Origin of the sequence: Streptomyces sp. KM273126 (assembly GCF_004337435.2) — a bacterium.
GTDB lineage: Bacteria > Actinomycetota > Actinomycetes > Streptomycetales > Streptomycetaceae > Streptomyces > Streptomyces acidicola.
This window is the reverse complement of sequence record NZ_SJXB02000001.1, coordinates 3246082-3260801: the sequence shown is the minus strand read 5'-3', so window position 1 is coordinate 3260801 and position 14720 is coordinate 3246082. Positions and strand designations below refer to the sequence as shown.

At 71.3% G+C, this 14720-nt stretch carries 14 protein-coding genes and 1 pseudogene; 7 read left to right on the top strand and 8 right to left on the bottom strand.

The window, feature by feature from the left end; translation table 11 throughout:
• The first annotated feature begins 24 nt into the window (after nucleotides 1–24).
• The gene (locus E0500_RS14060; RefSeq protein WP_165935225.1) at nucleotides 25–264 is read left to right on the top strand and encodes a hypothetical protein; all 240 of its coding nucleotides are present in this window, start codon (nucleotides 25–27) and stop codon (nucleotides 262–264) included.
• A gap of 210 nt (nucleotides 265–474) precedes the next feature.
• On the opposite strand, the pseudogene E0500_RS14055 reads toward E0500_RS14060, so the two are convergent.
• Both E0500_RS14055 and E0500_RS14050 read right to left on the bottom strand, forming a co-directional pair.
• Nucleotides 475–1805 (bottom strand): annotated as a pseudogene (locus E0500_RS14055) (metallophosphoesterase).
• A 16-nt stretch (nucleotides 1806–1821) separates the two neighbouring features.
• Nucleotides 1822–2064: an SCO4848 family membrane protein gene (locus tag E0500_RS14050; protein WP_131571092.1), complete on the bottom strand. Its 243-nt coding sequence runs from the start codon at nucleotides 2062–2064 to the stop codon at nucleotides 1822–1824.
• Between the two features lie 91 nt (nucleotides 2065–2155).
• Here E0500_RS14050 and E0500_RS14045 point away from each other — a divergent pair, with 91 nt between their 5' ends.
• Nucleotides 2156–3436, top strand: coding sequence for a D-alanyl-D-alanine carboxypeptidase family protein (locus E0500_RS14045; protein WP_399119145.1), 1281 nt, complete (start codon nucleotides 2156–2158; stop codon nucleotides 3434–3436).
• 219 nt (nucleotides 3437–3655) lie between these two features.
• Here E0500_RS14045 and E0500_RS14040 read toward each other — a convergent pair whose 3' ends face one another.
• The 3 genes from E0500_RS14040 to E0500_RS14030 form a co-directional block, all read right to left on the bottom strand.
• The gene (locus tag E0500_RS14040; protein WP_131572305.1) at nucleotides 3656–4729 is read right to left on the bottom strand and encodes a YihY/virulence factor BrkB family protein; all 1074 of its coding nucleotides are present in this window, start codon (nucleotides 4727–4729) and stop codon (nucleotides 3656–3658) included.
• Nucleotides 4730–4837: 108 nt separating this feature from the next.
• Complete coding sequence (locus tag E0500_RS14035) at nucleotides 4838–5779, bottom strand: decaprenyl-phosphate phosphoribosyltransferase (protein ID WP_181586990.1); 942 nt, start codon at nucleotides 5777–5779, stop codon at nucleotides 4838–4840.
• Entirely contained in the window at nucleotides 5772–6338 is a 567-nt protein-coding gene (locus E0500_RS14030) for a phosphatase PAP2 family protein (protein ID WP_131572350.1), read from the bottom strand. The genes E0500_RS14035 and E0500_RS14030 overlap by 8 nt, the downstream gene beginning before the upstream one ends.
• Nucleotides 6339–6482: 144 nt before the next feature.
• Between E0500_RS14030 and E0500_RS14025 the strand changes: the two genes are divergently transcribed.
• Nucleotides 6483–7949, top strand: a complete 1467-nt coding sequence (locus E0500_RS14025) for an FAD-binding oxidoreductase (protein ID WP_181586989.1) — start codon at nucleotides 6483–6485, stop codon at nucleotides 7947–7949.
• A gap of 173 nt (nucleotides 7950–8122) precedes the next feature.
• Nucleotides 8123–8878 (top strand): decaprenylphospho-beta-D-erythro-pentofuranosid-2-ulose 2-reductase, encoded by a 756-nt coding sequence (locus tag E0500_RS14020; protein ID WP_131572241.1) that lies wholly within the window; start codon nucleotides 8123–8125, stop codon nucleotides 8876–8878.
• 41 nt (nucleotides 8879–8919) lie between these two features.
• Here E0500_RS14020 and E0500_RS14015 read toward each other — a convergent pair whose 3' ends face one another.
• From E0500_RS14015 to trpS, 3 genes are all read right to left on the bottom strand, one after another.
• Complete coding sequence (locus E0500_RS14015; RefSeq protein WP_131572240.1) at nucleotides 8920–10128, bottom strand: hypothetical protein; 1209 nt, start codon at nucleotides 10126–10128, stop codon at nucleotides 8920–8922.
• A gap of 51 nt (nucleotides 10129–10179) precedes the next feature.
• Complete coding sequence (locus E0500_RS14010; protein WP_131565452.1) at nucleotides 10180–10764, bottom strand: 2'-5' RNA ligase family protein; 585 nt, start codon at nucleotides 10762–10764, stop codon at nucleotides 10180–10182.
• A 225-nt stretch (nucleotides 10765–10989) separates the two neighbouring features.
• Nucleotides 10990–12003: a tryptophan--tRNA ligase gene (gene trpS / locus E0500_RS14005; RefSeq protein ID WP_131565454.1), complete on the bottom strand. Its 1014-nt coding sequence runs from the start codon at nucleotides 12001–12003 to the stop codon at nucleotides 10990–10992.
• 100 nt (nucleotides 12004–12103) lie between these two features.
• Here trpS and E0500_RS14000 point away from each other — a divergent pair, with 100 nt between their 5' ends.
• The 3 genes from E0500_RS14000 (at nucleotide 12104) to E0500_RS13990 (ending at nucleotide 14705) form a co-directional block, all read left to right on the top strand.
• Complete coding sequence (locus E0500_RS14000; protein ID WP_181586988.1) at nucleotides 12104–12706, top strand: RNA polymerase sigma factor; 603 nt, start codon at nucleotides 12104–12106, stop codon at nucleotides 12704–12706.
• Nucleotides 12699–13814, top strand: a complete 1116-nt coding sequence (locus E0500_RS13995; RefSeq protein WP_309505054.1) for a hypothetical protein — start codon at nucleotides 12699–12701, stop codon at nucleotides 13812–13814. Before E0500_RS14000 ends, E0500_RS13995 begins: the two co-directional genes overlap by 8 nt.
• A gap of 246 nt (nucleotides 13815–14060) precedes the next feature.
• Nucleotides 14061–14705 (top strand): hypothetical protein, encoded by a 645-nt coding sequence (locus E0500_RS13990; protein WP_131565458.1) that lies wholly within the window; start codon nucleotides 14061–14063, stop codon nucleotides 14703–14705.
• The last annotated feature ends 15 nt before the right edge of the window (nucleotides 14706–14720 follow it).

Genomic DNA, 14720 nt, shown 5'->3' with positions numbered 1-14720 from the left:
GACCAATGTGGCATCCGGCAGAGGATGTCGCCCGCCTCCTCGGTGGAGGACACCGCCTCCCCTGTCCGGGACGGGGTGTTCACGGCCCTGGACGAGAAGGAGGAGCCCCTGGCCCTCGTCGGTTTCGCGCCGACCGCCCGGCAGCGCGCCCTCGACGACGCCGTCGACGACCCGGCCGCACTGGCCGAGGACGACGAACCGCACGACGTCAGCGTGAAGGGCTCTCCCTCGGGACGCTGCTGCCGGCCCTGCTCGCGTGCCTGACGATGATCGGTGTGAGCCGTCGTCTGCGGCCCCTGGAGGACCTGGTGGAGACCTCGTCGGCGATCGCCGAGGGCGACCTCATCTGGCGCGTCCCCCTATGACGCCGGGTACGGCGCCGGCGTATGGGGCCACCATTCCACCAGAGTGATGGTTCGGGGCCTCCCCACCGCCACTGGCCGTACCCACCTGGCCAGGTCGCGCCGAGCCCGCTCAGGCCTGCTTCGACGCCAGTTCAACCACCGTGATGTCCGAGGGCGCTCCCACTCGCACCGGCGGCCCCCACGCGCCCGCGCCGCGGGTGACGTACAGCTGGGTGTCGCCGTGGCGTTCGAGTCCCGCCAGGGTCGGGTTGGCGGCGTCCGCGACGAAGTTCACGGGCCACATCTGGCCGCCGTGGGTGTGGCCGGACAGCTGGAGGTCGACGCCGTGGTCGACGGCCTCGTTGATCTGGACCGGCTGGTGGGCGAGGAGGACGACGGCCCGCGAGGTGTCCCGGTCGCCCAGCGCCTTGGCGAAGTCCGGCCCCTGGCCGTCGTCCTCGCCCGCCACGTCGTTGACGCCCGCGAGGTCGAAGGCGGGCAGCTCCCGGCGCGCGTTCTCCATCGGGGTCAGGCCCAGCCGCCGTACCTCGTCGACCCACTGCTCGGCGCCGGAGAAGTACTCGTGGTTGCCGGTGACGAAGTACGCGCCGTGGCGGGCCGTCAGCTGCGCCAGCGGGGCCGCCGCCGGGCCCAGGTCCTCGACCGTGCCGTCCACCAGGTCGCCGACGATCGCGATCAGGTCGGGCTGGGTCCCGTTGATCGTGTCCACGACCTTCTGGGCGAAGCCCCGGCCCAGCATCGGCCCGAGGTGGATGTCGCTGACCACGGCGATCCTGAACCCGTGGGCGGCACGCGGCAGTTTGGCCAGCGGCACGGTGACCCGCTTCACCTTGGGGCCGCGCACGACGCTGTACGTGCCGTACCCGACGGTCCCGACCGCGGCGGCGGCCACGGCTCCGCCGACCACGCGGGAGACGAAGAGGCGACGGGAGGGGTCGGTGGGCGCCGGGTCCGCGGACGTGGTGGATTCCGCCGGGGCCGCGGGAGTGGTGGGTTCAGTCGGGGCCGGGGGTCGGTGGGTTCCGTGGGCTTGGGGCCGGCCGGGACGGGCTCGGCCTCCCTCACCGGCACCGGCACCGGCTCCGTCGCGGTGGCGGGTGCGGGTGCGGGCGCCGCAGCGCGCCGCTCCACCAGACGCCGCACCAGCGGGCGTACGAGCTCTCCCACCAGCAGCGCCAGCAGCAGGTACAGCGACAGCGCCAGCCACAGGAAGCCCGGCCAGCCCAGCACCTGCTGGAGCCAGAAGGGGGCGCCGCCGCGCTCGGCCCCGAACGCCGCGAACAGCAGCACCGGCCCGGCCACGAACACCGCCGCGCCCACCCGGCGGGCGGTTCCGGGCCCGGCTGTCGTGTCCCGCACCAGGCGGCGCCAGGCGTACCAGTGCAAGGCACCGAACGCGGCCAGGACGACCAGGGCCGCGAGTATGAAGACAATCACCATTCCGCCGTATTCCCCACTATGACGTCGGACGCAGTGCGCGCAGTCCGCGCAACCCGATGACCCCGATGGCCGTCCCAAGGACAAACGAGACGACGGCGAGCGTCAGGTGCACCCAGAAGTAAGCCGTCGGATCACCCGCGTCGTCGAACGCGAGCCCGCTGCCGTCGTTCCAGAGGTTCTTGACGAAAGTGATCCAGATGACCCAGCTCCACACCCCGAAAGCGAGCAGGAACCAGGAGAGGGGGCGGCTGAGCTTCATGGGCCCAGTATTACCTTTGGGCGTTGGGCTTCGCCGACCGGGTGGGGGCAGCGGTAGGACTAGTCGGTCGGAGCCATGTACTTTCTCGGTCGTGCCCGCCTCCTTGAAGACCGCCAGGCGATCCCTGCTGGTCGCTTCCGCCGTGTCGTTGCCCCTGTCGTTGTCCCTGTCGCTGACGGTGGCCCCGGCCGCCCTGGCCGCCGACAAGCCCTCGCCCGGTGCGTCGCCGTCGGTCACGCCCCCGGCGAAGATGTCCACCGTGGGGGGCGAACGGCTCGGCACACCGGGCACCCAGGCCGACCTCGGTGCCGGCGCCCCGGTCCTGCCGAAGGACATCACCGCGCGCTCCTGGATCGTCGCCGACGCCGAGTCGGGTGATGTGCTGGCCGCCCACAACGCGCACTGGCGGCTGGCGCCGGCGAGCACCCTGAAGATGCTCTTCGCGGACACGCTGCTGCCGAAGTTCAGCAAGGAGGAGGAGCACAAGGTCGTGCCCTCCGACCTCGCGGGCATCGGCGCGGGCTCCAGCATGGTCGGCATAAAGGAGGACGAGACCTACACGGTCCACGACCTGTGGCTCGGCGTCTTCCTTCGCTCCGGCAACGACGCGGTGCATGTGCTGTCCGCGATGAACAACGGCGTCGACCAGACCGTCAAGGACATGAACGCGCACGCCGAGGAGCTCCAGGCCCTCGACACGAACGTGGTCAGCCCGGACGGCTACGACGCGAAGGGGCAGGTGTCGTCGGCGTACGACCTGACCCTCGTCGCCAGGTCCGGCCTGCAGAAGAAGGACTTCCGCGAGTACTGCTCGACCGTGCGGGCCGACTTCCCCGGCGAGACCAAGAAGAACAAGAAGGGCAAGACGACCCGGGAGTCCTTCCAGATCCAGAACACCAACCGGCTACTGACCGGTGACACGGGTCTGGACGCGTACCAGGGCATCGCGGGTGTGAAGAACGGCAACACGACGAACGCGGGCTCCACCTTCACGGGGGTGGCCGAGCGCGACGGCAGGGTGCTGCTGGTCACGGTGATGAACCCGGAGAAGGACGAGTACAACGAGGTCTACAAGGAGACCGCCCGCCTCTTCGACTGGGGCTTCCAGGCTGCGGACAAGGTGACGCCGGTGGGTGAGCTGGTGCCGCCGAAGAGTGCGGACACCGGGAGCGGTGGGCAGCAGGGGGCCACGGCGTCCCCGTCCGCCTCGGGCGCCACGGAGGGCGAGCCGATGGCCGCGGGTACCTCCGGGTCCAGCGGTATCGGGGTTGCTCTGGGGATCGCCGGGGGTGTTCTGGCGCTTGTGGCGGGTGGGGCGTTTCTGGTCAATCGGCGGTGGCCGCTGCCGGAGCTGATGCGTCGCCGTCGGTGACGGTTCGCTCCGCTGCGGTTAGGGCCCTTCTGGTGGATCTCCGTGGAGGAAGGAGCGGCGTCCGGTGCGTGCGCTCGGCGTGCGGTGTGGAGGGTCATGTGGCGGAGCCACCTGTCCCTTCGCGCCGTGCGGCATGGGGTTCCCCCCGCTCGAGCGAAGCCGAGAGTGGGGGAGTGCGTGCCGGGCGTCGCGACGCCGCGGAGATCCACCAGAAGGGCCCTACGGGGAGCGGTGGTGCAGCGAGGAGTGGGAGGAGTGGTCGGGGCGCTTGTCGGGCTTCTCGTCCGTGCCGGCTGCGCCTTCCTCCGGACGGTCCGTCCGCTCCTGCTGTTCCGCCGGCTGTTCCACCTCCTGTTCCGCCGGCTGTTCCACCTCCTGTGCCGCCGGCTGTTCCACCTCCTGTGCCGCCGCCTGTGCCGCCGTCTGTTCCACCGTCTGTCCCGCCTCCTTGCTGTCCGTCGCCGTCCAGGCCGCGCAGTACAGGAGCAGTTTCACGGTGAAGTTGATCCAGAGGAGAAGGGCGATGGGGACGCCGAAGGCGCCGTACATGCTCTTCGAGGCGACGCCCTGCATATAGCCGCTGAGCAGCAGCTTCAGGAGTTCGAAGCCGACCGCGCCCAGCAACGCGGCCACCATCAGGCGACGGCGCGGCGGACGGACGCCGGGCAGCAGGGTCAGGACGTACAGCAGGATCAGGAAATCGGCGAGGACGGCGATGGCGAAGGCGGCGGCCTGGAGCAGTGCGCCGCCCCAGCCGCTCCGGTCGAGGCCGAGTTGCTCGGTGATCCGGCCGACCATCGCCGAGGCGACGGTGGAGACGGCGAGACTCACCAGGAGCGCGCCGCCGAGGCCGAGAAGCACGCCCGCGTCCTTGGCCTTGCCCAGGACCGGGTTCTCCTCGGGGTCCGGTTTCTCCCACACGGTACGCAGACAGCCCCGCATCTCGCCGACCCAGCTGATGCCGGTGAACAGCAGCAGGGCACCCGCGATGATCCCCACCGTGCCCGCGTTGCTGACGAGCGCTCCGATGTCGAGTTTGCCCGCGATCCCCGGCACCTGCTCGGCGATCTTGTGTTCGAGTTCCTTCAGCTGGTCCTTGCCGAGGGTCGCGGCGACCAGGGTGGCGACCAGGGTCAGCAGCGGGAACAGCACCAGGAAGCTGATGAAGGTCATCGCCGCGGCCAGCCGCGTCCACTTCACGCGGTCCAGCCGCTCGTAGGACCTCCACGCGTGCGTGGTCATCAGCCATGCCACCACCGGGCCGATCACTGGGAGCTTCTTCAGCCAGTCCATGATCCCTCTCAGTTTCCTCTGCCTCTGCCCCCGCTCCGGAAGACCATGTCCGGGTACCCCGAAAGCCGCAGGACCGGGGCCGTCACCAGGGTGCCGAGGAGCGGACCCTCACCAGTGGGCCACCGCCAGGCCGTACATCGCGATCCACACGGCCCCGATGACTGCGAGCGCACGGTCGCGGAGCACCACGTCCTCGGGCTGGCCCGCGGTGCCGCGGTCGGCGAAGACGGCGTACCTGAGGATCGCCAGGACGAAGGCGACCACGGACAGCTGGCGCCACGGCAGCAGGCCCGTGTGCGGCAGCCCGCCCTCCTCCAGGGCCCACAGGCAGTAGCCGAGCACCGCGACCCCGGCGGCCAGCTGCCACACGAAGCGCAGGTATCCGACGGTGTACTCGGTGAGGAGCACGCGCGTGGCCCCCTGCTTCCCGGCCATCTGAAGGGCCTCGGAGTACCGCTTGGCGGCGACCATGAACAGCGCGCCGAAGCCCGTGGTGATCAGGAACCAGCGTGAGAGCGGGATGCCGAGCGCCAGCCCGCCGGCCATGGCCCGCATCAGGAACCCGGTCGTGACGACGACGAGGTCGACGACGAGGACGTGCTTGAGGCTGAAGCAGTAAGCGAGCTGGAGCCCGAGGTACGCGATGAGCAGAGCCGCGGTCCGTGGCGAGCAGAGCCAGGCCGCGGCGGTGGGCGCGAGTACGGCGAGGGTGCCTCCGACGGCGTACGCGACCGGTACGGGAACCTGACCGGCGGCGACCGGGCGGTGGCGCTTGACCGGGTGGGCGCGGTCGGCCTCGGCGTCCCGGGCGTCGTTGACGAGGTAGACGGCGGCCGCGCAGGCGGTGAACAGGACGAAGACGAGCGGGAGTTGGATCAGGGCGCGGGCGGAGAAGAGTTCTCCGGCGGAGGCGGGGGCGGCCACGACGAGGACGTTCTTGGCCCATTGGCGGGGGCGGGCGGTGCGCAGGAGACCGAGGGCGAGGCCGCGGGGACGGGGCGCGGGGGCGGTCGTCGGGCTCGGTTCGGGGAGCGTGGTGGGTTCAGCCATAGTCACCGCACCCAGTCGCGGGCGCCGCCGGGGCCGCCACCGCCTCGGTCATCCAGCGGGCGCCGAGCCGCGCCGTGGCCGCGCCGAGCGCCACGCCCGCCGCCACGTCCGACGGGTAGTGCACGCCGACCACCAGCCGCGAGACGCACATTGCGGCGGCCAGCGGGGTTACGAGGGAGCCCAGCAGAGGCGCACGGAGCGCCCCGCACGCCACCACCGCCGCTGCCGCCGAACTCGCGTGCGAACTGGGGAAGGAGTGCCGGCCGGCGGTACGGACCAGGGGTTCGACATGGGCGGGCCGGGGGCGGCGCACCACCCGTTTCACGCCCATGCTGACCAGGTGTGCGCCCGCGGTCAGCGCGGTACCGCGCAGCCAGGCGCCGCGTCGCTCCCGGTCGACAGCGGCACCGGCCAGGCCGGCCGCGAGCCACAGGGCGCCGTGTTCCCCGGCCCGGGACAGGGCGCGGGCGGCGATGGCGACCCGAGGGTCCGCCCCGTACCCGTGGAGCACCGAGAGGAGCCGCCGGTCCAGGTTGGGAACGTCGTCAACATCGTCCATGTGACGCCACTCTTCTAGGGAAGCGGTCCAGAACTACGGAAATCTTGACTGACATCCCATTAATCACCCATTTCGGTGAGGGGTGCGGAGCGCGCTCAAGGGATCGCGGCGATATGTCCCTTTGTTGGCGATACCGTCGCGGGCATGCCAGCCGACCCGGTCCCTTCGACGACCTCCGCCCCTACTCCCACCCCTTCTCTCGCCCCTTCTCCCGCCGCCTCCTCTGTCTCCGTCCCGGTCTCCGGCCTCGTCTCCGACCCTGTCACCGTCCCGGTCACCGGCTGGGGCCGCACCGCTCCCACCGTCGCCCGTTTGATCCGCCCGCACACGTACGAGGAGGTCGCGGCCGCCGTCCGGGCGTGGGGGGTGCGTGGGGCGCGTGGGGGGATCGCACGCGGGCTCGGGCGGGCGTACGGGGACGCGGCGCAGAACGCGGGCGGCGCCGTGCTCGACATGACGGGTCTGGACCGCATCCACGCCATCGACGTGGACGGCGGGACCGTGCTCTGCGACGCGGGCGTGTCGCTGCACCGGCTGATGGAGGTCCTGCTGCCACTGGGCTGGTTCGTGCCGGTGACGCCCGGGACGCGGTACGTCACGGTCGGCGGCGCGATCGGCGCGGACATCCACGGCAAGAACCACCACGTCTCGGGTTCGTTCTCGCGTCATGTGCTGTCCCTGGAACTGCTGACGGCGGACGGCGAGATCCGTACCGTGAGCCGCGGGACGCCGCTGTTCGACGCGACGACGGGCGGCATGGGCCTGACCGGTGTGATCCTCACGGCGACCGTCCGGCTGCTGCCGGTGGAGACCTCGCTGATGTCGGTCGACACGGAACGCGCCCGCGACCTGGACGACCTGATGGTCCGCCTCACCACGACGGACGACCGCTACCGCTACTCCGTCGCGTGGATCGATCTCCTCGCACGCGGCGCGTCGACGGGCCGCTCGGTGCTGACCCGCGGCGACCACGCGCCCCTGGACGCACTGCCCACGCGCGCGCGGAGAAATCCGTTGGAATTCCGGACCCACCGGCTCCCCGCCGTCCCCGCCCACGTTCCGGAAGGGCTGCTGGGCCGCACGACCGTGGGCGTCTTCAACGCGCTCTGGTACCGGAAGACGCCCCGCTCGCGCACGGGCGAACTGCAACGGATCGCGAGCTTCTTCCACCCCCTCGACGGGGTCCCCCACTGGAACCGCGTCTACGGCAGATCCGGCTTCGTCCAGTACCAGTTCGTCGTCGGCTACGGCCGCGAAGAGACCCTGCGGCGGATCGTGCAGCGGATCTCACGGCACCGCTGCCCGTCCTTCCTCGCCGTGCTGAAACGCTTCGGGGAGGGCGATCCGGGGTGGCTGTCCTTCCCGATGCCCGGCTGGACGCTGGCCCTGGACATCCCCGCGGGCCTGCCGGGCCTCGCTGCCTTCCTCGACGAGCTGGACGAGGAGGTCGCGGCGGCGAACGGCCGCGTCTACCTGGCGAAGGACGCCCGGCTGCGGCCCGAGCTGCTGGCGGCCATGTACCCCCGGCTGGCCGAATTCCGGGAACTCCGCCGAACGTTGGACCCACGCGGCGTCTTCGTGTCGGACCTGGCCCGACGGCTCGACCTCTGAGGCCGCCGAGGCCTCCTGAGACCGCCCAGACCTCCTGAGACCGCTGAGTCTGAGACCGCTGAGACCGCTGAGGCTTCTGCTCTCAGTTCCTCCTTCTGCCGCTGAAGGACCTGTTCGCTGCCCCTTTTACCCCTCCCACTCCCACCCCCACTCCAAGATTCCCAGGAGCTGTCATGAAGGACGCCTTCGGTACCCCCCAGTCCCTGCTGGTCCTCGGCGGCACGTCGGACATCGCGCTGGCCACCGCGCGCCGCCTGATCACCCGCCGCACGCGCACGGTGTGGCTGGCCGGACGCCCCTCGCCCGACCTGGACGAAGCGGCCGCCCACCTGCGCGGCCTGGGCGCCGATGTGCGCACCGTCGCCTTCGACGCGCTCGCCCCCGCCTCCCACGAGACGGTCCTCGGCAAGGTGTTCGCCGAGGGCGACGTCGACATGGTGCTGCTCGCCTTCGGGGTGCTCGGCGACCAGGCGAACGACGAGCGGGACCCGGTGGCCGCGGTGCGCGTCGCACAGACCAACTACACGGGCGCGGTCTCGGCCGGGCTCGTGTGCGCACGGGCACTCCAGGTCCAGGGGCACGGATCGCTCGTGGTGCTGTCGTCGGTCGCGGGCGAGCGGGCCCGCCGCGCCAACTTCATCTACGGCTCCAGCAAGGCCGGTCTCGACGCCTTCGCCCAGGGCCTCGGTGACGCCCTGCACGGCACGGGCGTCCACGTCATGGTCGTCCGCCCCGGCTTCGTACGCTCCCGGATGACGGCCGGCCTCCCGGAGGCCCCGCTGGCGACGACCCCCGAGGCGGTCGCGTCCGCCATCGAACTGGGGCTCCGCCGCCGCTCGGAGACGGTGTGGGTGCCCGGGACGCTGCGCCTGGTGATGTCGGCACTGCGCCACGTGCCGCGGCCGCTGTTCCGAAAGCTGCCGCTCTAGCCGCGGGAACGCGTCGGCCACCCACACTCGGGGCGGACCCGCTACCGGTTGAGGGAGACCACCACGGCCTTGCTCATCGGGTTCCCGCTCTGGTTGACCTGCACGTGCCCCACCCCGATCACCTCGTCCGTGCCGGGCAGCCGGGCCAGTTCCTTCAGCCACAGCGACTGCTGCGACGTACTGCGGACCCCGTCCTTGTTCGGCAGCCGGGAACGGGTGATCTTCTGGCAGGTGCCGTCCGCCGTGAGGTACCAGTTGCCGTGCAGGAAGAGCCCGTTGGCATCGTCGCTCAGCACGGGGATCCGCTCGGCGCACCGGCCCGGCGCCTGAGGCTGCTCGGCCCAGCGTTCGCCGTCCCAGCGCAGCCGTATCGCCTCGTCGTCCGGCTCGTCCTCGACTTCGCCGTGGTTGAAGCTGTGCGTGCCGTACGCGCGTATGTCGTCCTCCGCGAGCGCGACGACGGTGTCGAGCCAGGCGCCGGGCTCGGGCGGCACCGGCTCCGGGAAGTGGTACTCGGGAGTCTCGGCGCGGCTCCACGTACGGCCGTCCCAGTGCACGGCCACCGGTTGGGTGTACTCGCTCTCTCCGGGGCCGTCGGTCGTGCGGGTGTCGCGGTACCCCACGGCCCACAGGTCGTCCGTGGCGGTGCCGTCGAGCGAGGCGAGACCGTCGGCGGGCACGCGCATGACGGTCCACCGGGTGCCGTCCCAGTGCTGCACGCGGCTCTCGCCGGTCAACACCCAGACGTCGTCCGGGGCGAAGGCCTTGATGTCTTCGATGCGTTCACTCGGCGACGGTTCCAGCGGGGACCAGCATGTGCCGTCCCAGCGGACGATGCGCGTCTCGCCGGTGGAGCCGGTCGTCGCGTCGGTCAGCCAGACCTCGCCGGAGCCCACCGCGGTCAGCGTGGCCGCCTGGACCTCCGTGCCGAGGGCCTCCGGCAGGGGCTGTTCGCGCCAGTCCTTCCCGTCGTAGCGGACCAGGAAGGGGTCGCCCGTCCCGTCCGCGCGCCGTCGGCTGCCGTAGGCCCAGATGTCGTCCTCGGAGACCACGGCCATGTCGCCCAGGGCGGCGGATCCGTCGAGGATGCGGTCGTACGACCAGGACAGGCCGGGCTCGCCGGAGCCCTTGGCTCCCGAGGACCGCTCAGTGCCCTCCGCCCCGTCGTCCGAGCCGCTCTCGTCCTGCCCGCCGCAGCCGGCCACTGCGAGAACGAGCACGGCGAGCAGCGCCACGGTCCTGCGCATCATCCCCCTCGTCCCCCTCGTCCCCCTCGTCCCCTTCAGCATCCCCCCGGTGCCTCAGCGCGTCGGCAGGGTGGTGTCCCTCTCGGTCGGCGCCCCCGCCTGCGGCGGCACGACCGCTCCGCCGAAGGCGAACTCCCGGAGCTTGCGCCACACTCCGTCCGCGCCCTGTTCATAGAGCGCGAACCCGGTGCAGGGCCACTCCGCCTCGTACTCGGAGAGCTCTTCGTACGCCCGGTCCATCGCCTCGTCGGAGATGCCGTGCGCCACCGTGACGTGCGGGTGGTACGGGAAGGCGAGCTCGCGCGCCACCGGACCCGACGCGTCCCGGACCTGCTTCTGCAGCCACGTACAGGCCTCCGCCCCGTCGGCGACCTGTACGAACACAACCGGCGACAGCGGCCGGAAGGTTCCCGTGCCGGACAACCTCATCAGGAAGGGGCGCCCGGCGGTCGCGACGTCGGTCAGATGGTCCTCGATCGCGGGCAGTTCCGAGTCGTCGACCTCCGTCGGCGGCAGCAGGGTGACGTGGGTGGGGATGCCGGAAGCCGCGGGGTCGCCGAAGCCCGCGCGCTGCTCCTGGAGCAGGCTGCCATGAGGCTCCGGGACCGCGATCGAAACACCGATCGTTACGGTCCCCACGTCGTCTCCTGTCGTCTGGTGTCGTCTGTGTGGTCGGTTGGGTCCGTCGTCCGCGTCCGTCGTCCGCGTCCGTCGTCCGCGTCCGTCGTCCGCGTCCGGGTCCGGGTCCGGGTCCGTCGTCCGCGTCCGTCGTCGCGTCCGAGCGGTCGGCAGGCAGGGGTGATTGAGGCCTGGCTATCGACTGTACGGTGATGCGGCTCGACGCGGGGAGGGCGGCCGGGCGGCTCAGTGCTTGGCGGGCAGGAAGCCCACTCTCGCGTACGCCTGCGCGAGTGTCTCCGCCGCGACACCGCGCGCCTTCTCTGCGCCCTTGGCGAGGATCGAGTCGAGCGTCTCGGAGTCGTCCAGATACTGCTGGGTGCGCTCCCGGAACGGAGTCACGAACTCCGTCATGACCTCGGCGAGATCCGTCTTGAGCGCGCCGTAGCCCTTGCCCGCGTACTTCTCTTCCAGTTCCGCGATTCCGGCCCCGGACAGGGTCGAGTAGATGGTCAGCAGATTGCTGACGCCCGGCTTGTTCTCCGCGTCGTAGCGGATGACCGTGTCGGTGTCGGTGACCGCGCTCTTCACCTTCTTGGCCGTCACCTTGGGCTCGTCGAGCAGGTTGATCAACCCCTTCGGGGTTGATGCCGACTTGCTCATCTTGATCGACGGGTCCTGAAGGTCGTAGATCTTCGCCGTCTCCTTCAGGATGTACGGCTTCGGGAGGGTGAAGGTCTCCCCATAACGGCCGTTGAAGCGTTCGGCGAGGTCGCGGGTCAGCTCGATGTGCTGGCGCTGGTCCTCGCCGACCGGGACCTCGTCGGCCTGGTACAGCAGGATGTCCGCGACCTGGAGGATCGGGTACGTGAAGAGGCCGACGCTGGCCCGGTCGGCGCCCTGCTTGGCGGACTTGTCCTTGAACTGGGTCATGCGGGACGCCTCGCCGAAGCCGGTCAGGCAGTTCATGATCCAGGCGAGCTGCGCGTGCTCGGGGACATGGCTCTGGACGAACAGGGTGCACCGCTCGGGGTCCAGCCCGGCGGCGAGCAGCTGGGCAGCGGCGAGCCGGGTGTTGGCACGCAGCTCGGCCGGGTCCTGCGGAACCGTGATCGCGTGCAGGTCGACGACCATGTAGAACGCGTCGTGGGACTCCTGCAGGGCCACCCACTGGCGCACGGCGCCGAGGTAGTTGCCGAGGTGGAACGAGCCTGCGGTGGGCTGGATTCCGGAGAGCACCCGGGGTCGATCAGAGGCCATGCTCACCATTCTCTCAGGTGCCGGGGCCCACTCCGGAACTGGTGGGAAACAGATGTGACACAGGTGGGAACCGATCCCCGTCGGCCGGTGTAACAAAGACGTGAGAACGCGGGAGGGGGGCCGCATCGTCGATGAGGCCGCGGTGATCGCACGCGTACGCACCGGTGATCCGGAGGCGTACGCGGACCTGGTGCGCGCCCACACGGGCATCGCGCTCAGGGCTGCCCGCGCGCTCGGAGCGGGTGCGGACGCGGAGGACGTGGTGCAGCAGGCCTTCTTCAAGGCGTACTGCTCCCTGGGGCGCTTCCGGGACGGCATGGCGTTCCGGCCGTGGCTGCTGTCGATCGTCGCCAATGAGACGAGGAACACAGTGCGGGCGGCGGGCCGCCGACGCACGCTGGCCGGCCGGGAGGCGGCACTGATCGAGACGGAGCCGCTGATACCGGACTCGGCGGACCCGGCGGCCGCGGCCCTGGAGATAGAGCGCCGCGTGGCACTGCTGCGCGCGCTGGAGAAGCTGAGCGAGGAGCACCGTCTGGTCGTCACGTACCGCTATCTGCTGGAGATGGACGAACCCGAGACCGCGGAGGCCCTCGGCTGGCCCCGGGGCACGGTGAAGTCCCGTCTGAGCCGCGCCCTGCGCAAGCTGGGGCGGCTGCTGCCGGAGTTCGAGCCGAGGGAAGGAGGTGAGGAGGGTGAGTGAGCGGTACGGAGATGAGGACGCCGAGGTCGAAGGCGGCAGGGCCGGGCGCGGCGATGTCGGGCACAACGATGACGGGCACGGCGATGTGGGGGGCCGTGATGTCGGGTGCGGGGAGACCGGGGACGGGGGCCGGATGGCTTCGGGCGGCTCCGGGGCCGAGGAGACCGGGGGCCCGGCGCGGCGCCCGGGCGGGGACGCGGGCCGGGGCGGCCGTGATCCCGGGGAGCCCGGCGGATCGCGTCAGCGGCCGGCTCGCGCCGCCGATCGACGTGCTTCCCGGTTGCCCGAGGAGCTGACGGCGCTCGGGAGGTCACTGGACCGGCCGGGGGCCGACGGGGACGACGGGTGCGAGACGATGGTCGAGCGCGTCCTTCAGCAGATACTCGCCGAGCAGGTGCCGACTCCGACCCCGGTGGCCGGGCGCCCCGGTCCCGGCGAGCGGCTGCGAAGGGTGCGCCGCTGGTCCCGCGCGCACTGGCGCACGCTGACGGCCGTGCTCTGCGGGCTGCTCACCGCCCTCGTGCTCACGCCTCCGGTGCGGGCGTCGGTGGCCGACTGGTTCGGCTTCGGCGGCGTCGAAGTGCGGTACGACCCGTCGGCGGTGCCCACGCCCGGGGCGTCGGTGCCGGGGTGCGGGACGTCCGTCTCGCCGGCGGAGGCCGAGCGGCGGGCGGGGTTCACTCCTCGTGTGCCGGAGGCACTGGGCACGCCGGCCGCGATGGCGGTGACGCGCCAGCCACACGACCGGTACCTGATCAGCCTGTGCTGGCGGGAGCAGGGGCACACGGTCCGGCTCGACGAGTTCCCGGCCCGCCTCGACATCGGCTTCGTCAAGGGCGTCCGCGAGCAGCCCGACTGGGTGCCCCTGAGCCGGCCCGACGACGCGGGCGACGGCCTCTCGGACACCGCTCTGTGGTTTCCGCGCCCGCACCTGCTGACCTTCTGGCTGACCGACGAGAACGGCGACCGGTTCGTCCGCTCCGAGCGCACAGCCGGCCCCACGCTGCTGTGGACGCACAGGCAGGTGGACGGCAGCGACCTGACGCTGCGCCTGGAGGGGGTGGCGTCGAAGACACGGGCGCTGGAGATCGCGAAGTCGCTCGGCTGAGGAAAGTTCGGGCGGAGTGGGAACCCCGGCGGGTCGAGCGGTGTACCAGGAATGACACTGCGGGTGCGGGCGGTCCGCACCGAGCCTGATGGGGGGTGTCCGATGCGCTGGACGCGTGACTGGGTGGTGCATGACTGGGTGCATGACTGGCTGCGTAAACCGGGGGTGCTGTTAGGCGCACTGGCGACATCTTTCGCCCTTGTGCTGCTGGGGGCGCCGTCCTCGGTGGCGGGAGGACCGACAAGCGTGTTGCTGGCCTCACCCACCAGCAGCCAGACAGCCTCGCTGTACTCGACGGATGATGACTACAACCTCCTGGAAACACTCCTCGGCCGCACGGGCGGCGACCTCGACCGCGGCGAGGAGAAGCCGCCGAAGCTGGACGAGACCATAGGCCACTCGGTCAACGTCACCTGGCTGATCCACGACGTCAACCCATGGCGCGTGGACCAGATTTACCCCCTGGTGCCCGAGACCCGGGGCGTCTGGATCCACACGACGATGGGCGTCCCGAACGGCAAGGACGGCATCTGGCACAAGGCGGAGCGCCCGGAGGAGCTGCGGTCGCTGCTCACGGATCTCGGAGTCATGGGCAAGGCGCCGAAGAGCGAAGGCGAGGGCGCGAACGCACCGGCAGGCCGACCGTCGCACGACGATGTCACCCCCGCCCCCGCAACCAACGACAGCCCTCCCACCAGGGCAGCCGCCGCGAGCACGGGCCTCGGCACCAACTGGTGGTGGGCGATACCGGGACTGGCAGTCGGCGCGGCACTGGCCCTGGCGCTGCGCCCGCTGGCGGTACGCGCCGGATGGCCCCCGTCCACGCAGTGGCGGACCGGGTGGAGGCACCGCCGAGAGCCCGGACCACGGCAGGAACTGCGGGATATCTGACCTGGCCCTGGGCTG